15 protein-coding genes and 1 tRNA gene are annotated in these 22,336 nt (G+C 44.8%); 1 reads left to right on the top strand and 15 read right to left on the bottom strand.

Features of this window, described 5'->3' with window-relative positions; translation table 11 throughout:
• Positions 1-126: 126 nt before the first annotated feature.
• From pheT to F0364_RS00590, 10 genes are all read right to left on the bottom strand, one after another.
• On the bottom strand, positions 127-2,541 hold the full coding sequence (gene pheT, locus F0364_RS00635) for a phenylalanine--tRNA ligase subunit beta (protein WP_153795805.1): 2,415 nt from the start codon (positions 2,539-2,541) through the stop codon (positions 127-129).
• An 85-nt stretch (positions 2,542-2,626) separates the two neighbouring features.
• Positions 2,627-3,214 carry a glutathione peroxidase gene (locus tag F0364_RS00630; protein ID WP_153795804.1) on the bottom strand — a complete coding sequence of 196 codons (588 nt, stop codon included), beginning with the start codon at positions 3,212-3,214 and terminating at the stop codon, positions 2,627-2,629.
• 64 nt (positions 3,215-3,278) lie between these two features.
• Positions 3,279-5,483: an alpha-N-acetylglucosaminidase gene (locus tag F0364_RS00625; RefSeq protein ID WP_153795803.1), complete on the bottom strand. Its 2,205-nt coding sequence runs from the start codon at positions 5,481-5,483 to the stop codon at positions 3,279-3,281.
• 78 nt (positions 5,484-5,561) lie between these two features.
• Positions 5,562-6,800: an acyltransferase family protein gene (locus F0364_RS00620; RefSeq protein ID WP_153795802.1), complete on the bottom strand. Its 1,239-nt coding sequence runs from the start codon at positions 6,798-6,800 to the stop codon at positions 5,562-5,564.
• Positions 6,801-7,380: 580 nt separating this feature from the next.
• On the bottom strand, positions 7,381-8,997 hold the full coding sequence (locus F0364_RS00615; protein WP_153795801.1) for a RagB/SusD family nutrient uptake outer membrane protein: 1,617 nt from the start codon (positions 8,995-8,997) through the stop codon (positions 7,381-7,383).
• A 24-nt stretch (positions 8,998-9,021) separates the two neighbouring features.
• Positions 9,022-12,372 (bottom strand): TonB-dependent receptor, encoded by a 3,351-nt coding sequence (locus F0364_RS00610; protein ID WP_235920974.1) that lies wholly within the window; start codon positions 12,370-12,372, stop codon positions 9,022-9,024.
• 498 nt (positions 12,373-12,870) lie between these two features.
• Entirely contained in the window at positions 12,871-14,103 is a 1,233-nt protein-coding gene (locus tag F0364_RS00605; RefSeq protein ID WP_153795800.1) for a FecR family protein, read from the bottom strand.
• Positions 14,104-14,222: 119 nt separating this feature from the next.
• Entirely contained in the window at positions 14,223-14,828 is a 606-nt protein-coding gene (locus tag F0364_RS00600) for an RNA polymerase sigma factor (protein WP_153795799.1), read from the bottom strand.
• A 175-nt stretch (positions 14,829-15,003) separates the two neighbouring features.
• Positions 15,004-15,258: a triple tyrosine motif-containing protein gene (locus tag F0364_RS29405; RefSeq protein ID WP_153795959.1), complete on the bottom strand. Its 255-nt coding sequence runs from the start codon at positions 15,256-15,258 to the stop codon at positions 15,004-15,006.
• Between the two features lie 772 nt (positions 15,259-16,030).
• Positions 16,031-16,103: transfer RNA gene (locus tag F0364_RS00590), tRNA-Lys, on the bottom strand.
• A 444-nt stretch (positions 16,104-16,547) separates the two neighbouring features.
• Between F0364_RS00590 and F0364_RS00585 the strand changes: the two genes are divergently transcribed.
• The gene (locus tag F0364_RS00585) at positions 16,548-17,504 is read left to right on the top strand and encodes an ROK family protein (protein WP_153795798.1); all 957 of its coding nucleotides are present in this window, start codon (positions 16,548-16,550) and stop codon (positions 17,502-17,504) included.
• On the opposite strand, the gene F0364_RS00580 is transcribed toward F0364_RS00585, so the two are convergent.
• The 5 genes from F0364_RS00580 to F0364_RS00560 form a co-directional block, all read right to left on the bottom strand.
• A complete protein-coding gene (locus tag F0364_RS00580; RefSeq protein WP_153795797.1) occupies positions 17,501-18,403 on the bottom strand; it encodes a 3-keto-disaccharide hydrolase in 903 nt (300 codons plus the stop codon). The genes F0364_RS00585 and F0364_RS00580 overlap by 4 nt on opposite strands.
• 397 nt (positions 18,404-18,800) lie before the next feature.
• Positions 18,801-19,211, bottom strand: coding sequence for a Dabb family protein (locus F0364_RS00575; protein WP_153795796.1), 411 nt, complete (start codon positions 19,209-19,211; stop codon positions 18,801-18,803).
• A 50-nt stretch (positions 19,212-19,261) separates the two neighbouring features.
• A complete protein-coding gene (locus tag F0364_RS00570) occupies positions 19,262-19,951 on the bottom strand; it encodes an aspartate/glutamate racemase family protein (RefSeq protein WP_153795795.1) in 690 nt (229 codons plus the stop codon).
• 85 nt (positions 19,952-20,036) lie between these two features.
• Positions 20,037-20,633, bottom strand: coding sequence for a hypothetical protein (locus tag F0364_RS00565; RefSeq protein ID WP_153795794.1), 597 nt, complete (start codon positions 20,631-20,633; stop codon positions 20,037-20,039).
• A gap of 166 nt (positions 20,634-20,799) precedes the next feature.
• Positions 20,800-22,257 carry an RtcB family protein gene (locus F0364_RS00560; protein WP_153795793.1) on the bottom strand — a complete coding sequence of 486 codons (1,458 nt, stop codon included), beginning with the start codon at positions 22,255-22,257 and terminating at the stop codon, positions 20,800-20,802.
• Positions 22,258-22,336: the final 79 nt, after the last annotated feature.

Below are 22,336 nucleotides of genomic sequence, written 5' to 3'. Positions count from 1 at the left end.
GGGTCTGAAAAGATGCCATGAAATACCAGCCGATGAACGGATTGCGACGCAAGGGACGATGCCACAGGGATATATCGCTGGTATTATAAAACGTAACTGCCTGCGCCAATGGCGCAGGGCAGGATGTTACTTTCTTATTTCGGCGCCCAGCTCTTCTTCAAAGGCTTTGATGAGCTTGCCGGTAAACGCGTCTATTTCTTTATCGGTAAGCGTTTTTTCTTCGTCGAGAAAGGTAAAGCTAACCGCCACGGATTTTTTGCCGGCGCCCAGTTTATCGCTTTCAAACACATCGAACAGGCGCACCTGCTGCAGTTTTTGCAAGCGTAGCTTCTCCACCGTTTTTTCAATGCTGTCGTAGTTTACGGCGCGGTCAACCACCAGCGCCAGGTCGCGTTGCACGGCCGGGAACTTAGGCACTTCCTGGTAGCGTATTTTTTGCTTTTCCACCAGTTTTAAAAGCTGCACAAAATCCATGTCCACAAAATACACGGGCTGCCTTATGTCGAATATGGAAAGCACATTGCCGGGCACTTCGGTTACCGAACCCAGCATTTGCTTGGCGGCTTTAATGCTAAGGCCAGCGGCATTTTCAACCGCGTCAAACTGAACGGCGGGCAGTCCGCACCAACTTAGTACCGCCTGCACCAGCCCTTTGGCGCTGTAGAAATCGTAGCCCTTCGCTTTTTCACGCCAGCCGCCTTCCTGCGTACCGGTTATGTACAGGCACAAACGTTCTTCCTCGCTGTAGGCGCCTGCTTTTTTTATGCTGTAGGTTTTACCAAACTCAAACAACAACAGGTTGCTGTTCTTGCGGTTAATGTTGTATGCAATGGTTTCCAGGCCGGTTTGCAGCATGGAGGGGCGTAGTATGTCAAGGTCTGCGCTAAGGTTGTTGAGCATTTTAACAGCCGTAGCCAGGGTTTCTTCAGAAAAGTATTTGCTGTTGGTGATGGAGTTGGTCATTATTTCGTGAAACCCGCGGCCCACCAGCCAGTTGGCAATTTTCTCCCGCAGGCTTTCCTTAAAACCTAACTCTTCCACCGCCGGGGAAATGGTAATGCTGGAAGGAATGGTAATATTATCAAGGCCGTCAATACGCACAATTTCTTCCACAATATCAGCGGGCAATTTAATGTCGGGCTTGCTGTAAGGCGCAGCCACCCATATTTCGTCCATGCCTTCTTTAATCCACTCAAAACCCAATGCCAGCAGAATTTTTTTAACCGTATCCGGGTGATAGTTTTTACCGCTTAACTTTTTAAGGTAATGGTGCTTCAGCGGCACATGCGTTTTTTCTTTGGGGCTGGGGTACACATCCACCACGTCGCTGGCAATTTCGCCACCGGCAATTTCCTTTATCAGCAATGCGGCACGCTTAAGCACGGTAACGGTGTTGGATATATCCACCCCTTTTTCAAACCGGGCCGCGGCATCTGTTCTTAAGCCATGCTTCAGGGATGTGCGCCGTATATCCACCGGGTTAAACCAAGCGCTCTCTAAAAAAATGTTGCGGGTGGTTTCTTTAACGCCGCTGCCAATGCCACCAAATACACCCGCTATGCACATGCCTTCTGATGCATTGCAAATCATAAGGTCTTCGGCAAAAAGTTTGCGTTCTTTACCGTCCAGTGTTGTAAAAATGGTATCGGCAGGCAGGTTTTTTACCACAACGGTGTTGCCGGTAATGGCATCAGCATCAAAAGCATGCAGCGGCTGGCCGGTTTCGTGCAGCACAAAATTGGTAATATCAACAATGTTGTTAATGGGGCGCTGGCCTATTGACAACAGCCGGTTTTTTAACCACTGCGGCGACTCTTTTACCGTAACGCCGGTAATGCTTACACCGGAATAGCGCTGGCAGGCCGTAGCGTTTTCAATTTTAACCTGTATAGGCAGGTTGTGGTTATCTGCCTTAAATGCATTTACGAAAGGCGTTTTGGGCTTGCTATCGTTTTTTACATGGTGTGTAAGGTAGGCGCAAACATCCCGGGCGGTGCCCAGGTGGCTCATGGCATCTATGCGGTTGGGCGTAAGGCCTATTTCGTAAACATAGTCGTGGTAAACTTTAAAGTATTCCGCGGCGGGTGTACCGGCTTTAATATCTGCGGGTAATACAATAATGCCGTCATGGCTGTTGCCCAGGCCTATTTCATCTTCGGCGCAAATCATGCCGTAGCTTTCTTCGCCACGTATTTTGGCCACTTTCATGGTAATTGGTTCGCCGTTAACCGGGTAAATGGTAGTGCCTACTGTAGCCACCACCACTTTTTGGCCGGCAGCCACATTGCTGGCGCCGCATACAATCTGCAGAGGTTCCGGCTGGCCGGTATTTACTTTGGTAAGTTTAAGCTTATCCGCATTAGGGTGTTGTTCGCAGGATAGCACTTCACCCACTACAAGGCCGGCAAGGCTGCCTTTAATGCTCTCAAACTTCTCCAGGCTCTCCACTTCAAGGCCAATAGAGGTAAGAATTTTGGATAATCTTTCCGGCTCAATACGCTCCGGTAAATACTCGCACAACCAGTTATAAGAAATTGTCATGAAATAGCTGCTTTGTTATATTGGAGTGCAAATATAGCGGTTGCGCAGTTGAAGCGGTTTTTTAACTGGCGGGCGGCCATAATGGTTATTCAACGGCTTGCAGCAACTGTTTGCTTAACGGAGAAACCGAAGGGCCAAAGTAACCGGTTAAAATACCGTTTTCGTTTACCAGGTATTTGGAAAAATTCCAGCCTGGCGGGCGGTTGTTCCAGCCATTAAGGGTTTTATCGGTAAGCCATGTGAACACAGGGTTTTGTTCAGCGCCTTTTACAACCACCGTTTTTTGCATCAGCGGAAAACTGATGCCGTAATTACGGTGGCAAAAGGCGGCAATTTGCGCATCCGACCCCTGTTCCTGCTGTTTAAAATCGTTGGCGGGAAAAGCCAGTATTACCAGTTTTTCGCCGGCCTTATCCTGTAATTGCTGCAATTGGCTGTACTGGCCGGTGTAACCACAATCGCTGGCGGTATTTACCAACAACACCTTTTTACCTTTTAGCTGTTCAAATGAAAAATACTTCCCGTTGTTAAGGGTGCTGTGCAGGCTGTAAAAAGAAACAGGCGGCACCGCATGCTGCCGGTTGGTTTCTGCATCCGTATTTTTTCCCGTAAGTTTTGTTAAGCCCATCCACAAGGGGTAAACTGCCCTTAAAACCTTTTGCCTTCCTGTCATATCAACTGCATTGCGGTTAACGTATTGGTCGACGAAACATACCGCTTCGCCGCTGTCAGCCTCATTACCAGGCCGCGACCAGCTTCCTGTATTTGGTATAGATTTGCTTCACAGTGATACCTGGCTCACCAGAGGGTTTTACTGGATAAGATTTACGGCTGTTTACCCATTTCCACTCCCATGACGAAATTTCCCTGTCAAAAGCCGCAACATCCAGCTCCACGCCTTTAACCAAAGCCTTTTGTGCAGCTTCAAAAAAAAGCTCCCATCTTGGTTTGTAAAAATCTTTCAAAAGCCCGGACCACTGGCGGCAGGAATATTCATGCAATGGGCAATCACTATACCCCCATAAAGTTATCAGGTCTTTGGCATTCATTTCGTACAATGCCTTTTCTTTTGCATTATTCCCCCAGGCCCTGGCCGTTTCCACCCAAGGGCCCAACAAAAAATCTTTTTGCGTGGCCAGTAGCTTATCCAGGTCGTTGATGAGGTCGGTAAAGAGAGAACAGTATTTTTTAAATCCGGCAAGGTCTTTACGTAAATAAGCTGCAGCTATATGCTGCTGCACCGGCAGGGCATAATCTGCAAGCACCTGCCTGGTAACATCCACCAAATCGTAAAGAAAGCCGCTACTGCCGTGACAGGCATCGGCAGCTTTTACGAGGGCATCCCAGGCCGGCAACAGATCAGTTGCTTTGTAGTTAAGCCTGGTTTTGGCCCAGCGGGTCATGGAATCAAAGGTAGGTCTCGCCTGTATTACCGACTCAGCGCCATCTCTAATGTATTTTTCTCCAGGTACAGCATACGCGGTCTTACGTAGTGTTTCCCATGCTGCAAGCGCATCTTTGTTTTCCACGCCATACCTGTTGCGAACATAACGTGGTAACCATTCATCTATTTTGATGACGGTGTCCTGCCAGATATGCTGGGTCATCAACTCATACATCACCGGGTTTTGCTCTATGCCCTCCATGGTAAGGCCGATTCCTTTCAGCTTGCCGCTTTTTGGATCGTGCAATGCTTTGGCAGGCTCATTGGCAACGGTTTCCATACGTCCAAATAAGTTGGTATTCCCTCCGAAATTGTGAATCATATTCCATATCCAGGGCTTACCATAAAACGCATCGGTACGCTTCCAAACCGGTTCTATTTCAGTAGCAAGGTCAAGAATTATCATCTTGTCATCTGGCACCGCTTTCAGCAATGCCTCGGTCTGCGGCTCGTTCCAAAACTTCCTGTCGCTATAAAATAGCCACCCCTGCATTACCCAGACGGCCGCCGTATCAGCCTCGTGCATACCATCGTACACACGGGCACTTAGCTGCGACAGGTAGGCAGGATCGTCTGAAGGAGGTTCATTCTCATTAAAAGTGTCAGCACTATACAAATGGTCTGTACCCAGGAGCTCTGTTTGCTTCTGTAAGAATTTCTTACCTATCTGCGCAAACAAAGGGTCTTCTACATCCAAAATGTATGTGTCGGCAAAACCGTTTGTCCAGTTAGTGGCCTTGAGTTTTGCTTTGGGAAACCTGGCCTTAAGGGCCGAAGGGACATGTCCTGTAAAAGCCGGCAGTACGGGCTTCATTCCCAAGGCCCGTTGGCGCTGTAGAATTTTTTTCTGCAGTTTATAATGACTCTCCATCCAGCTAAGTGGAAGAGGCCCACCCCATCCATCAATGTTACCCATCCAGAACCAGGCAAAATAGGCAGGCCCTGTAAAGAATTTCTTCAGTTCCTCGTCCGTAAGCCCCATTTCTTTATATACCAGATACCACGTATATTCTTCACCTGTGATAGCCAGCGGCAGGTTGATGCCATGCAGCGCCATCCAGTCAATCTCCTTCTCCCAGCGCTGCCAATCCCACCAGGCCATACTGTAGTTAAACGTGCAGTAATTAAGGTAATAGCGATATTGGTAGGGCGATGTTTTTCTGACCGGATTACCTGGCTTTGGCAAAACTACAGGCATGCGAATGTTGACCCCATTCCATGTTATCTGGGCATGGCAGTATTCTGTTAGATAGTAGTACAGTGCCGATGCAACAGATACACCATTGTTGCCTTTTAATACAATTTTATTGCCTGCAGTATCAATTCCGAATACATCTTTTTGGTCTGTAGAATCCAACTTTGTTACAATAAAGTGCGAAGCATGAGATGGCAAAACTCTTTTAATCAGAGCCTCAGAAGCGGCTACATCCAGTTGAGCCTGCAAAGTATTGAAGCATACTGATATAGATATTGCTAATAAAAACCTCGTTACAGTCATTATTCAAGTTTTTTAAAATAAAAATGTAAGATGTACAATTCCGCTTTCCCCTTTAAAACAACCCTGGCCACTACTGGCTTATATTTTCCAGAATATCTTTCGCCTATATAAAAAATGAAGCCCCCAGAATTGTATCAAACTGACACCAAACCATAATGCTGCGCCATGCCATATTTGGGGAAGTAAGTTTATTATGCCGCCAAACAGAAACTGTGAGGTGGATTCAAAATTCACAAGACCATGTGCAGCCAAATATATCAGGATGGAATTCCTGCCCATCCATACAAATGGGGATGCCCATTTGCGGTACATCTTTATATCTGTGGTATAATAAAACAAGGCAAGCAGCAGGGCGCTCCAACCTCCCGCATACAACACGAAAGAGCTCGTCCACATGGGTTTGTTGATAGGAAATACAACTCCCCAGCACACTCCGGCCAGTAACATCAGCAATGCGGTTATAAGTAATATCCTAAACTTTTTGATTGGGGTATAATGCGGTGATTGCCAACGCATAAGGCTTCCTGCAAGTACACCGAGGATGGCTGTTGCGATGGCAGGCAGGGTTGACAAAAGTCCTTCAGGATCATACATTCGCCGGTGCAGCTTTCCCGGTAACAACAGCCTGTCAACATAGCCGCTAAAATTACCGTCCGGAGTAATTACGCCTGCACCAAATCCAGGTACCGGGCACCACGACAGGATAATCCAGTAACCCAATAACAAACCCAGCAACCAATATACCTGTCCGCGCCAAGTAGTGTTAATATAAATAATTGCAGCAAAAAAACAGGATAACGCAATACGGCCAAGTACACTGGCAAATCTTGTTTGCTCATATCCCTTCCACTGCAACAAACCATTTACTACCATTCCAAGTAACAACAGTATAAGGGTACGTTTCAGCAGACTGTTGTATATCTTTTTTTTCACCTGGCCCTTGCTTACGCCACTGCTGTCCAACTGGGCTCCAATGGAAAAAGGCATGGAAACTCCTGATACAAATATGAACAATGGGAAAATAAGATCATAAAAAGTGAAACCATTCCACGGAGAATGATGCAATTGGTTGCTCAATGCCACCACTGCCGTTTCCCACCAGGACAGGTTTCCATTGATTGCTATTCGAAAGTTCTCGGGATTGCGTGTCAAATTACGATCCAGCATCACTGCGTCAGCCAGGCTGTGAAATATGCCTTCACCACTTACTATCCAGAACATGTCGAAACCGCGCAAGGCATCCAAAGAATATAACCGGCCATGATTTACAGGCTTTATGTCTGATGCCCCGCCGTTTTCCAAAATGTTTTTATCCATTATAAGATATACCTGCTGTTGCAGGATTATATTAGAATGTCAGTTAAAATTCCACAGGAATGCTGCGATTCCTGCACCCATCTTTTTTTCGCATCACAAATGTGTGAGATCTTTATTGCTGACGATAAAAGGCTTTACGCTGCGGTTGGGATATATTCTCAGAACTGAAATTGTGCATGATTAACAAGGTGAGCTCTTGCCTCACTCTATCGCATCTCTGCGAATAGAAGCTACCCTCAAATGATTGATGCGCCGACGTAATGTTCGGAGTAGTATTCCAAAAAATCAAATCGTATCTTAGAAGTATACAGAATTTGTTTATAATAGAGAGCAACATTTAGTGCAGTGTTTTTTATGAGCCAAACTTTCGGTACTGCTATTAAACCCAGTTGCGTCGCACTCTTCAGGTCCTTGTCCGCTATTCGGCATAATACGGTCAACATTATTAAGCCATCTCCGTGCAATACAAATTATGTCCAATAAGTGATCAGCAACACTGTCCGGGCCGCATCTACTCCACACGTGGACAACACAGGCATTCCTCTGCCTGTGTTGTCTGTGTTGTCTGTGTTGATAAAAATTAATACCCTGGATTTTGAGTTAGTGCGGGATTGAGGGTTAATGCATTGGTAGGTATCGGGAATATACGGTGGTTTACATCAGCATCCGTTTTATACCCCCAATGCCCTTCATATTTGCCAAAACGTATCATGTCGTTGCGGCGCCAGCCTTCCCATGCAAATTCCCGTGTTCGCTCCCCATAAAGCATTTCCAGCGTTACGGTGCTCCAGGCAGCAGTTGTTGTACGTTCCGCTCTAACCTGGTTAACCAGGGATAAAGCAGTTTGACCGTTTGTTACACTGCCGCCCCTCAAAATGGCCTCTGCTTTCATGAGCAGTATATCGGCATACCTGAACACCGGGATGTCATTGTTCTGGTTGCGGTTCGGTGAGGTGCCGTCTGGGTAAAATTTGATATTTCGATAGCCCATATTCCAGGCTATTTCATCGTTACCTGCATCAAACTGCGCTTCATCTTGCCGCAAGACAACATCCGGGGTAAGATTTACATGATACTGATAGGCACCAGACGGATCGGCGCCGGAATAGAACTGATCATAACCCTGATTGGTTGTGGTTACCATTATAGGTGTAATTCCGTCGTTCATATACTGTAATCCTGTCAGCCACTGTCCGTTCCTTACGTCGTTGGCATCGTTGAAGAATGCATAGTATTCCGGCAAAGTACTTGCAGGCCCACTGGGTGTAAATGGTAATGCAAATTTAGCACGCTCACTCCGGGGAACATCGTAGCGGGAGTGCAGATTAACACTTCTGAAGGGGAAGGAATTGGAAGCCGTCGGATCGTAAGGAATGGCAAAGATGAATTCTTTTGTTTGAGGGCCATTATCCGGATAAAACATTTTAAGATAGCCATCCTTCGGTTCCAGGCTGTATTTACCGCTTTGTATAATGGCATCGCAGGCTGCAATGCAATCCTCGTTACGGGCCGAGCCTGTGTATTGCTCGGCATTAAGGTACATCTTGGCAAGCAGTGCGTACGCAGTATACAAATTTGGACGGCCATATGTGGTAATACCTGTCGCATTGCTTAAATAAGGCAAACAGGCGCTTATTTCGGCTTCAATAAAATCAAATACCTGCGCCCGGGGTACATTAGGCTTAGGAGAGAAATCCCCGTAAAGGGTATCAATTGGCACGTTGCCGTAATTATCCATCAGCATAAAGTAAGCAAGGGCCCTTACCATTTTAAGTTCTGCAAGAGTGGTTTGCTTGAAGTTACCCGGGGACATGTTTTTATTAAGAATGGAAACCGCCTGGTTAGTGGCTCCTATAGTAGCAGCCAGCCAATACCAGTTGCCATTAACATATCCGTTATCTTTCGTCCAGGTATGATAGTGCATTTCTTTATTCTGTCCGCCATCGTACCAGTTACCACCCCTTGCAGGCATAATTCCTTCATCTGTGCTGAAAGATTGCTGAAAAAAATACTCAACTCCATAGTTGCCGCGCAAAGCCACGTAAGCTGGCCCCGCAGCTTGTACAAACTGTTCCGAATCCTTCGGAAATACGTCGGGTGTTAACTCGGTAGATACTGGTACGGCTACCTTGTGACAGGAGCATAGCACGCCCATTATAAAAAATAAAAAGAAGGTATATGCAGATACTTTTTTCATGAGACATGTTTTTTTGGAAGTTCACTAAAAAGACACGTTTGCGCCAAATAGAAATGTTCGTGTTTTGGGATAGAAATTGTTGTAGTCTACCCCTGGGGCGATACCCCCTTGGTTTACTTCAGGGTCAACACCCTTGAATTTCGTAATAACAAACAGGTTGTTTACAGAAACGTATATCCTCATCGTGCGGATATAACGCCCCGTGTTTTTGAAGTTGTAACCAAGTGTGGCGTTATCAAAGCGCACATAAGAGCCGCTTTCGATAAAACGTGAAGAGTATTTGTAAGCGTTCACGTCAGCCATGGATTCGCCCGCAACATCAACCAGTATATTGGCATACTGTGCGGTTGTAGGTCTGAAAAGGTCTGCCCGCGTTGCGTTGAAAATCTTATTGCCGAATACTCCGCGCAGGAAAAAGTTGAGATCAAAATTCCCGTATTTAAAACTGTTGTTCCACCCCACGAGAAGCTTTGGCTGGGCGCTGCCCAGGTAATGATAATCTGTGCCAATGGCGGGGTTGGTGGTCAATTTACCATCGCCGCCAACATATTGCGAAACACCATTTTCATCTTTGCCTGCATAAAGCAGCGAAAAAAACTGTCCCAGCGGTTTACCAGCCTTCAGTAGCTGCAAAGAGCTGCCCGACTGACCGCCACCTTCAGGATAGCTTACAGCCAGCGAGTCGCCGCCTGAAAACAACGGGTTGCTCAAGCTGGTAACCTTGTTGCTGTTATGCGCCAGGTTAAGGCCTGATGACCAGCTAAAATTTTTGTTTTTTACAAGTATTCCATTCAGACTTAGTTCAACTCCTTTATTATTCATGCTACCTCCGTTGGCTGTGATGGTGCCGGCAGGAATCAAAATGGGGTCAACACGATATGGATAGATCATGCCTGTAGTGTTTTTATTGTACCACTCCAAAGTGCCTGAAAGCTTGCCTTCCAGGATGGAAAAATCCAGGCCTATATTAGTGGTGGCAGTTTTTTCCCAGCGTAGTTCAGGGTTATCAGCCTGGGTAGGCCCATATGCGGCAACTTGCGTGCCGTTGTAGTAATAAGTCCCAAGGCTGCCAGAAATAAGCTGTGCGGTATAGGCATTAAATCCCGTAGAGTTACCTGTTACACCATAGCTGGCCCTTAATTTCAAATCGGCAAAGATCTTTTGGTTATCCATAAATTGCTCTTTGCTGATACGCCATGCCGCACCTACAGAAGGGAAGTAACCCCACTGGTTGTTGACGCCAAAAACAGAGCTTCCATCTCTTCTTAAAGAAGCTTGAAGCATGTACTTTTCCTGGTAATTATAGTTAACACGTGCAAAGTCTGAAATCAGCCTTATTTGCTGGTAGACCCCATTAGGACCAAAATTGATGCGAAAAGAGCTGAAAGCGTATGGATTGCTTAATGCGAGGTTGTTATAGGCTATATTGTCAACAGGAAAATTAGATGTAGATGCTTGGAAGCCGTCACCATTGATAAAATTCTGCCAGGAGTAGCCAAGCACGGCGTTTATGTTATGTGCTCCAAACCTCCTGTTCCAGGTGACATAAGTTTCCAGCAGCTTGCTGATATTTTGATAGGAGCTTCTGACCGCCTGGCCGTTTGAACCAAAGGTTTGCTGGGTATGGTAACCCAGGCCCGGGTCCGGATTATCATACATATTGTTATAGTTGTTTGTAAAATACTGATTATAGTAGGCGCCGTAGAGAGATGTTGTGTTCTGATACCCGATATTTAGATCCCAGCTAAGGCCAAAGGGCAGTTTGGCCTGTGCGGTAAAACTACCGACCAGGGCATTATACTTATTGTTCACCTGGCTGTTTGCCAGCATGGCCACGGGGTTATAATAACTTTGGTTAAAAAAATTTTCGAACCAACTGCCATCTGCGTTTTTTACAGGCGACACCGGCAGGTACTGGGTGGATTGAAGCAATATGGTATTGCGATAGGCAATATCATCGGAATTGGTATGGGAGTTAGTAACTGCAATGCCAAATTTAAGTTTATCGTTGAGGGCATACTGCTCAATTGCCAGGCGTGCGATTACACGCTCCATTGCACTGGTTTGCAATATTCCTTCTTTGCGCATATAGTTTACACTGGCAACATAGTTGCCATGCTCACCGCCACCGCTGAACGACAGGTTGTGGTTGTGGGAGACCGCGGAGCTGCGTTGTATGGCGGTCTGCCAGTCCGTATCGGCGCCCTTATCGTCCGCCGGGGCAAAAGCCAGGTTATTTTTTGCAAGAAAATCGCTTATCTGGGTGGCATTCATCATTTTGAGTTTGTTGGATACTTTTTCAAGACCCAGGTAACCACTGTATCCAATTTGTTGTCCTTTTTTGCCACGCCTGGTTGTAACCATAATAACACCGTTGGCGCCCCTGTTGCCATAAATGGCGGTGGCGGCAGCATCCTTTAGTACATCAATAGACGCTATATCGTCTGGCGCAATTACGGATATGTCAGCCCCCGGTATGCCGTCAATTACGTAAAATGGCGTTTGGGAACTGTTGATGGTAGAAGCGCCACGCATGATAACAGCGGCCGGCTTATTGGGATCGCCACTGGCAGAAATATTCAGGCCTGGTACTTTACCCTGTAATAACTGTCCCACATCACTGATAGCGCCTCTGTTAAGGTCTTCGCCTTTTACGGTGGATACCGCGCTGGTTAACGCCGCCCTGTTTTGCCTGCCGTAGCCAACAACAACAATATCATTCAGCACTACTTTGTTTTCAGCAAGTGTTACAGCCAAAAAGGCCTGGTCGCTAAACTCCACTTCCTTTGCATTGTAACCCACGTAGGTAAACACAAGTATTTCACCCTTGTTAACGGCAATACTAAAGTTGCCGTCTGCGTCGGTCGCAGTACCCTTTTTGGTATTTTTGATCATTACGCTAACACTATTCAGCGCAGTACCGTCAGCAGCAGTTACTTTACCCTTTACCATTACCGGAGGAGGCGGGGCCTGGTAATAAGCCGGTTCTTCCTTTAGTTTTATAATAATGGTACGGTCAACAATCACATAATCAAAACCCTGCATGTCCAGGCAGCTTTTGAGGGCTTCCTCAATGTTGACATCCTTAAGTTCAACGGTAATTTTATCCGCTTTTTTCAGCAGCGAGGTTTTGTACCAGAATGAGTAACCGCTCTGTTTTTCTATTTCAGAAAACACTTGTTCAAGCGATGCGTTTTTGGCTTTGAGTGAAATTTTCTGAGAAAACGCTCCGGCACTAACCTGTAAAAAGGTGGCAAGCATTAAAATAGTGGTCAATTTCATAACCAACAGCATTTTGGTAAACAGCCGGTTGTGGGCAAAGCTGAAAATAGCAAACCCTGGCTTACCGGTTTTGCAATAAGCAGTCAGATTCATACTTTTGTTTTGATTGGGTTAACAATAAACAGTTCCTGAAATAATTGTTTAGTCAGTAAAGATTAACTCAACATCGGCTGGGAGTGGTTCGAACACTTCCAGCTTCTTTGTTTAGTCAGCAGTTATTTTCTTGTCATGTAGTATCAAGTTTTGGTTTTAATGGTGATGTGTATATGGAAGTTGTTTATACTTATTTCTTTATGAAACGGATTATACTGCACACCGCATAAAACTGTGTAAAGAAAAACAGCCAGGCCGCACATTGCCGAATAGAATTACCAGGCGTACAAGTGAGTGACACAACAGGCGCCTTATAGTAGCAATATAGCTGGCCACCAAAAAATGCTGTACAATTTTATCCGGCAACCAGTATAATTGGCAAAACACACTTTTTTAGCTGCCATCCGGCACAGCAAACTTTCTTCAAAAAAATCAGGCTTGACGTATACCCACGCAACGAAGTTGCCACGAAGCCCGGCGCTATTATCAAGAAAGTTTTTATGCCGTTACTATTATCCTCCTGCCTTCAATTTTGAAACGAACATCACTCAGTTCCAATATCTTCAGAGCTTTTTCCAGGGTAATATTACGTGGTATCTTACCAGTGAAATGATCTTCGGGAACAGGGCCGCTGTAACTTACTTCCACGTCGTACCACCTGCACAACTGCCGCATGATGGTTTCCAGATTGGCATCTCTGTAATGGAACATTCCATTTATCCATGCAGTTTCTACATCGGTATTAACATCACCGGCTACCTTTAAACTATTGTTTACTTTGGTAAACTGCGCCTGTTGCATGGGATCCAGCACAACGCTGCTATTGCTATTGCTCACTTTCACCGAACCTTCAAGCAGGGTTGTTTTTACAGTTTTTTCATCGTTATAAGCCATCACATTAAAATGGGTACCCAATACTTCCACCTCCAATCCATCCGCACTCCCATTGTTAATATGGACCACAAAAGGGATATTCCGATCATCGGCACGCATCTTATTTACCTCGAAATAAGCTTCTCCGGTAATATCCACACTCCGATATGCCCCGCTGAAGGATGTAGGAAACCGAAGACTGGACGCTGCGTTTAACCAAACTTTGGTACCATCGGGCAGGATGACTTTGTAAGTGCCTCCCCTGGGCGTAACAATGGTGTTGTACATTACTGCTCCCTCTTCTAAGCCCGGCATATATGCCAGTTGACCGTCGTCCATTTTAATAATAGTGGTACTGCCTTGCTGAGAAAGAGAACCCTGCCGGGCACTGTCAAGCACAATGGTACTACCGTCTGCCAACGTTAGTAGTGCTTTGTTGCCTCCAGGCATTACATCCTTTGACTGGCCCGTTATTTGAATTGCTCCAAGAGTAGGCGTATTCCTGTTTCTTGAGGAAAAAAAGTACAAGGCAAACCCAACTAAGCCGATGATCGTGGCTGCTGCGGCAAGGCGTTTAAAAGAGAAACGCTTAATAACATTAACAGGCACAGCGTCCGGTTCTTTGCCATCCTCGCAAAAGCCCGCTTTTGTCAAAACTTCAGCAAACATTTGCTGTAAGTGCGCTTCGTCGGAAAAACCTTGATCTATTTTGTTTTCCAGCCTGCTGCGTAATACTTCTTCAATGGCTCCCCGCCTATTTTCCTTACCAGCCTCATGCATAAACAACTCAAGTTCGCCCGGAGTTATCTCATCATGCAAAAAGCGTTGCAAAGCCTGTTCAAATTGCTTTTCTTCCATAAAGTATCGTGGTTACGACTGTCAATACCTCAAATTCCTTTCCCTGAGGCACAATTAATGCACCTTAGTGTGTGCTATTACAATAAAGACGAAACAGAAAATAGAAAGGGAGCGCTACCTTATACTTTTTTTTGGAGAAACATAATAATGAATATGCACACCAGGTAATCTCCTGAATGTTGTTGTATCACTTGCCTTAATTGCACTATAGCTCTAACAATGTAACTTTTTACAGATTGTTTTGAAATACCCATGTACTGGGCAATCTCTTCATGCCTTAAGCCCTGGAAGCGGCTGAGGCGGAATGCGGTTTGCTGTTGTGGGGGCAACCGGCTTATTGCCTGCTCAATAACAAGTTGCAATTCTTTAAATTCAAACTGTTGGTGTGACTGACGCTGCGACTCTTCAAAATAGGTTTTAAGGTACTGCTTGTTCTCCTCCACATATACTTCTTTTCTTAACCTGTCAATAATGAGATTACGTGCGGTGGTATAGAGATATGATTCAAATCTGCTTATCCCGGCAAGAGCTTTTTTTTTTAGCCATATCTTCACAAATATATCCTGTGCAATGTCTTTGGAAAGCTCAGCAGACTTGGTAAAAGTAAAGGCGGTGGAGTACACCTGATCCCAATAGTGATTAAAGATAACCTGATAAGCCTGCTGGTCTCCCGCGGCAATACGTTCCAGCAGATCCTTTTCATTATCTAGAGCCTTTAATAACACAGGGGTATTTCATTTAAATATAAAGGTCAAATATCCAAATTATCAGGATATTAGCTTCGTATTTTTTTGCATCCACCTCTGCTTCAAATTAAATCGAGTTGACTTCTGGCTAACTATTCTATTGAATATCGCATTGTGAGATAGAGGTAACTTTACTGATACCATCTCCATTATCTTAGAAATAACTCTCGGCGGCGAATTTCGGTTGCAACCGACCAATGCCACGGTGACGTACACTCCAAAATATAAAGACGGCAACGAGCACGTAAAAAACATAGGCATAACCTGTCATCCAAAACAGAAGTTTGATGCAGACCGGCATCGTGGCTGCTTCAGTCGTCGACTCTCCACCAGGGTTACCGGCTTTAACAAGTAAAGTATATTTGCCTGGATCTAAATTGGTAAATACAGCCGTATTATTGGCTCCAATATAGTTTCAGCTTTTGTCGAAACCACGCAGCATATAGAGATACAGGTATTCGCTGGGGTCTCGTATAGTCAAGCTTGGTAAGATCAATAGAGAAACTATGTTTATAAGTAAGTGTAATTTGACCCGCCATGGCAATTTCCGCTGTGAGAGGTACTTCTTTGTGCGGTACTACATCGTTATTGTCAACCTTTAAGCCCCTAAAGAAAAAGGTGGGAATATTGTGGTTATACGCAACCGCCTGCAGTGAAAAATAATTTAACCCTTCCAGTCCGTGGCCAGCATGAACCATTAATATCAGAATCTCTATTCTATGAAATACAGGATGTTCTTGATGGCAGAAAGAAAAGCATGCGATTAAAAGTGGAGGCAGCCCCAAATCTTCCTTTAAAAGGTCAAGAGCTCGAAACTTGTTATTAGAATGCAGTATAGAAGTGAATGACTATCAAATAATCAAATCTGAAAGTGAGCGGGAGCTGATCAGGCTGGAAGCAAAATTGAGTTCTTCCTTGAGCCAGAAACCAATTGACATAAACGCTTTGTGGGATAAGGCTGTAAATAATATTTCGAAGCTTGACGAATGATATACAAAGGGGTCAGTTGTGCAGCAACGTGTTATCATTAGTTCGATTTTTCCCGAAAAATTATACTTGATGGAATTCAACCTCGGACGCCCCGGGTAACGAAGCCATTGGATATATACAGCCGATTAACAATCAATCAGGAGATAAAAAAATAGAGACAAGTGCTCGTTTTTCGCACTTGTCTCTGGAGGTGACCCCGCAGAGACTCGAACTCTGGACCCGCTGATTAAGAGTCAGCTGCTCTACCAACTGAGCTACGGAGTCTGGTAATTTGGGGTGCAAAAATATTGATTTGATGATTATTATGTGTTTTTAAGGCGTTTTTTTTGAAGGCTGCTTTTTCGAGGCATGTTTCCATACCTGAAGTTTGCTATTGTTAACGGTGTTAATTCAATGTCGTTTAGTTAAGGATGTCAGCCTGAGCCTGTCGAAGGCGGATGCATGAAAATCAAAGTTTATAAACCGGTTTCGACAAGCTCAACCTGACATTGGTTTCTTAACCAAACGACATCGGGTGTTAATTGACAATAAGCCTATGGCGACAGGAATAAATTTTGTGCCCTTCCCTTACGCTCACCTCAAAAATCCACCTTCTGTAGTTTGCTGATTTTATTAATGCTCATCTTACCTTGATTCACTTATCAAAATCAGGCAGGTATAGGTTTACATTGTTATCTTCAATAACCAACTTTTTAATAATAGCGGCTTATGAATACAGAAAGTTTTATAGGCATTGAAATTGGCGGCACCAAGCTGCAAATGGTATTGGCTGATGCATCACTTAATGTTAAACGGAGGGCTGCATTTGCGGTAAACAAAACAGCGGGCGGACAAGGTATACGCCAACAGATTACAGAGGGCCTGCACCAACTTACGGGAGGTGAAAAAATTATCGCTGCCGGTATTGGCTTCGGTGGCCCTGTTAACCATGCTACCGGCTTAGTCAGCACATCTCACCAGGTAAGCGGGTGGAATAACTTTAATATTAAAGAATGGCTTGAGCAGTTGATAAAAGCACCGGTGTATGTAGACAATGATGCCAACATAGCGGCATTGGGCGAAGCTGTTTACGGCGCAGGCAAAAACTATCAGCTTGTTTTTTATATGACGGTAGGCAGTGGTATTGGCGGGGGCATGGTGATGGATAAAAAAATATATCATGGCGCCCTGCCGGGAGAAGTGGAGATTGGCCATGTTAGGCTAACCAAGAAGGGTGATACACTGGAATCCTTATGCTCTGGCTGGGCTGTTGATGAAAAAATTAAAAAAGCAGTTAAACAACACCCGAAAAGTATATTAGCGGGGTTATGTGCTGGCGTTTCAACGGGGTATGCCAGGTATTTAAAAGCAGCTATTAAAGAGGGCGATAGCGATGCTAAAAACATAGTGGAGGAAACTGCTGATAACATTGCTTTTGGCCTTTCGCATGCCGTGCATCTTTTTCACCCGGAAGTGATTGTTATTGGCGGAGGCTTATCCCTGCTGGGTAGCCTTTTGAGCAAGGCTGTATCCAACGCGATACCGCAATACCTAATGCAGTCTTTTTTACCGGCCCCGGTTATTAAAATTGCAACCCTTAAAAAAGATGTTGTTCCTGTTGGTGCGCTTGAGCTTGCAAAAAGCCGTTATGAAGCAGGGCGGATTAAAAAGAAACACACTGCCTAATATTTACATTTTGCGTTATCCGCTTTAATGTAATACGACTTATAGTTAATGGCCTTTTTATCCATACAACCCTGCAGGTTTAGCAATTCAACTTTTCTAAACTCAATGGGGTGGCTTTCTGCCTGCAGCGCAATATAACCAGATGTAAGCGGCAGCCCTTTCTTGTTCATCCAGTCTGTTGAATCCGCGGCAAAACCACCGGTTGTCCAGTTCATTTCGCTGTTAACAAAAAAGCCACTTACTACAGGCTTTTCATAAGTAAGCACCGTATCTCCGTTAATAATGTGGTGAACAATGCTATCCCCCATTACCACAGCTTCAGCAGTAACCCATTCATCGGGCCCAATGTTTTTTGAACGTGAGTCTATGCAATGTGCATCCACCGGTTTGCCGTGCATACTTACTTCTGTACCCGGTGTGCAAAGATTGCCTGTTGGCCTTTTGTATAAAGAATCGCTGGCAAGAAACTGCATCTCCAGCGATACCGGAAATGTTTGCTGCTTACTTAACGATGCGGCCGATTGCGAATGCACCATTACGCCACTATTGAGGTACGCATAATCCGGCCCGCCTTGTAACTGTTTGCCGTAAAAGCGGTATTCTACCTTTAGCTTGTAATACGAGAATGGTTCTTTGTAATAAATGTGGCCAAATTCTTTTATGAACTTTTCATAACCGCTGTAGTCAACTTTCAACACACTATCCTTTACATAAAAAGTGTTGGCGAAATTGTCGTTCATATCATAACCTGCAATCTTTATATCCCAACCACTCAGATCTTTCTTATTGAACAGGGGTTGCCAATCTTCTTTTGCGGCAGTTGCCGCATCGGGGCCGCTTTTGCAGGCATTAAAAAACAGGAAGCAAACAATAGCAATTACCGGCATGCATATTTTCATATATGAGATTAATTTCACTTTGTGAAAAATGAACAGCCTGTGGCTGTTAAAAATATTTTTCCAAATACCAGCGATATAGTTTCATGGCATCATCGTTGCGTCGCAATCCGTTCATCGTTCTGTTCCTTGGGCGGCTTTTCAGGCCCGGGTAGGGGTGCTTTCTAACTTCTCGACCCTGCTGCCGGGTAACGTGTCTGGCAGCAAAGCTGGCAGACACTGTGGCCAGAGCATGATGCCCTGCCGGGTCAGCATTGGTAAAGCTGACGGGCTGCCGGATTGAAGCGGAAAGCCCGCAACCACGAGGAACGAGTGGTGAGGACTTGCAGCGAAAAGCCGGAACTGTAGCTGCCACATGCACGGTTACTGAAAGCCCCAAATTTGCTGCGTTACACACGATTTATACATCTATGGCATCGTACACAATTACTTTCTCCCACAGGTGGCTGTGATTTTTGATAAACTCCTGGTGAATGGGATGCGTTTGATATGTTGCCTGGCCTGCCAGATCATCGAAAAACATTACCTCTGATACGCCCCAGGAGTTATCTACCACGTCACGCTTTTCTGTGCTGGCCACTATGCCCACATGCAGTTCGCGGATGGTTTCAATTTTACCCAAACTCTTAACGCCTTCAGCAAGTTTATCCCGGTCTTCAACAGAAGATGGATTTTTAAGCCAGAAAATAGCGTGGTGCACCAGGTATTTTTTCTTTTCCTTTTTGGAGCCGGGCGTCATTGCCGATACTGCCGCGCCTGTGCCCAACGCGGCTGCTGTGGCAATAAATTTTCTTCTGCTGGATTTTTTCATGGTAGTTTATTATGAAGGATGAAAATACGGAAGAAGAGGCAAATACTGCACTATGCCAATGCAAACGCCACAGCGGCGCGGGTATGTATCTCCGTGGTATCGAACACTGGTATGCTTACCTCGTCCTGCTTAATTAAAATGGGTATTTCTGTACAACCGAAAATTACACCTTCGGCACCGGCTTCAATTAGCTCATGAATGATTCTTAAGAAGCCTGCTTTGGTTTCTTCGAGAAATATATTCCTGCCCATTTCGTCATAAATAGCCTTGTTGATGTATTCTATGTCATCCTTTCCGGGAATGATTGTTTCGATACCCTTTGCAGCAAGTTTATTTTTATAGAAATCCAGTTGCATGGTATACTTTGTACCTAACAGCGCTACTTTTTTCAATTGTTTTTCTGTTATGGCATTGGCTGTTTCATCGGCAATATGAATGAGGGGGATATGAATGGCTGCCTGTATTTCATCTGCAATTTTGTGCATGGTATTGGCGCCTACCAACAAACAGTCTGCACCAGCTTCCTGCAGTTTTTTAGCCGCGGTACAGATTATTACGGCTATGCTACTCCAATCGCCAGCTTCCGTAAGCCTTTTTATTTCTCCGAAATCTACTGAGTACATAAAAATTTTCGCGGTTGCAGCGCCATTGGTTTTGTCTTGCACCAGTTGGTTAAGCAAGCGATAATAATCAAGCGTGGAAAGCCAGGTAAGCCCGCCGATGAGTCCGATTGTTTTCATGGGAGTGAAGATACCGTGGATTGACTAATTGGCGTAGCCAAATTGACAATAGGTAAAACAAATGGAGAGAAAATTTTCAGCAATTTTAATTTCTCTGTTTTAGCAGTTTATTTTTTGCCTTGCAATACTCAATGGCAAATGCTATATCTGTATAGCCAACATCAAAGCAGTCTATTACAAATGACTGTTGTAGAAACTCATCGTTCTCTTCGTCATAATAATGCACCAAAAGTTTATGGGTATCGGGATCATCCGGGATAGTTTGAACGAAGGTTGCGAGAATCATGTCCCATGACAAATAACCGTTCCACTTATGGTAGAATATTCCTGTTGCATTAATTTGCAATTTCACCTGTCGATCGGCAGCCCGTTTAATACCAGGAAGCAACATAACAACTAATAAGAATTCAGCAAACAGCAATTGCTTTGAACTAATCTGAGAGTAAATTTTTAACAGGCCGCAGAAAACCATCATCAAAAAAATGAAAATAAAGCTTCCAAATTGTTTGTCAAATCTAAAAGCATAATTATCATGTGGGTCTGGTACGGCTTTAGATTGGTGTCCGATTTCTGAGGTGGTATTATACTTTGGACTATTCTCCCACCATTTCTTTTTCCTGCTGTACTCTTCTTCTATGTGTTGAAGATATTGAAGCTTTCGACTTTCAAGGGTTGTATTCATATTGTACTGAATGCAAGGTATACTCTTCTAAAAGAAAAACCATTTATCATACGAAGAGGTAACAATAAGGTAATAATATAAAACGCAGGATATCATCATCACATACATAAACTGTATAATAAAACTCCCGCCAGCTTTCACCAACGGGAGTACCATCTCTAACAAACTACTCACCTTCCATCACCTCACCCTTCCCCTGTTTTGATTTCATCCAGGGTTTAGGGGCCGTACCATCCATCTTCACAATCTTAGGTGTAAACTTACCTACCACATCTACCAGTTGTTTCTGGCTTTGCATCACTACTTCAATATCCTTGTAAGCGAACGGCGCTTCATCAAGGCCGCCACCCAGCAATTTAACGCCGTGCTTTTCAAGTTCATCTTTCAGCGCCTTGTGGGTAATATTACCCATTGCCTGGCTACGGCTCATTTTACGGCCTGCCCCATGAGAAGCTGAGTTAACGGAAGCCACCTCACCCTTGCCCTTCACAATAAAGCCAGGCGCCGTCATGCTACCGGGTATAATACCCAGCACATCTTTACCCGCAGGTGTAGCGCCCTTACGGTGTACAATCACTTCACGGCCTTCATACTGTTCTTTCCACGCAAAATTGTGGTGATTTTCTACCATGGTTACAGGTTTACGGCCTAACTGTTTCGCTATTTTTTCGTGTATTACATGGTGACAGGCGCTGGCATAATCACCAGCCAGGTTCATGGCGTTCCAATATTCTATCCCCGCTTCTTCATCAAGGCTTAACCATGCCAGGTTTTTAGCTTCCTGAGGTAACCGGCGTTTACTAATGGCAATCTTAGTATAATGGTTGGCGATGTTGGCGCCCAATGCCCGTGAACCCGAGTGCGATAGTAGACCCACATATTTGCCGGCGGGCACCTGTAATGTCGCATCAGCTTCGCCAATTTCCACCATACCAAATTCTACAAAGTGGTTACCGCTACCGCTGCTACCTAATTGTTTCCATGCACGTGCATGCAGGCCCTTCAGAAAGGGCATTTCAAAAAACAACGGGTTATCCATCACTTCATGGTTAGATGATTGCTTAAACTGCGCACCGCTACCAAACAAAGTGGCTTCATTGATTTCCCTGGTAAAATATGCTTCACGTTGTGTAAGCTCTTTCACATCAATATCAAAAATGCTCAGGCACATACGGCAGCCGATATCAACACCTACACCATAAGGTATAACGGCGTTTTCTGTTGCCAGCACGCCACCAATAGGCAGCCCATAACCATGATGCGCATCGGGCATTAAAGCACCCGCAACGGCTATCGGTAATTTAGCCGCACTGTACATTTGATGCAGGGCCCCTTGTTCAATATGTTCCGCGCCAAAAATGTTGAAGGCAATACCGTTATTGTTCAGTGAAATTTCCGCCCCTTCCGTTGATTTTTTTGGAGCCAGTTTTTCCGCTATTAATCCAAGTACTGCATCGTCCAGGTATTGCGCAGGCGATGCGAGTACTGCTGCTAAAATTTCCATCGCCTCCTCCTTTGTGTGATGCTTATAATTCTTTTCCATCACGTTCATCGCTACCGGAATTACCGGGCTTTCCGGGTAACCCATGGCACGTAGTTCTTTTGCTGTTATTTTCAGTTTCATAACCTGAACCCCTAAGGGTTTAATTTTCGTTACTTATTCATTTTATGGCTGGCGATGATCAAAATTTTTGATACCAGCA

Source organism: Foetidibacter luteolus, assembly GCF_009650435.1.
Taxonomy (GTDB): Bacteria; Bacteroidota; Bacteroidia; order Chitinophagales; family Chitinophagaceae; genus Foetidibacter; species Foetidibacter luteolus.
This window is presented reverse-complemented; position numbering and strand designations above follow the sequence as displayed.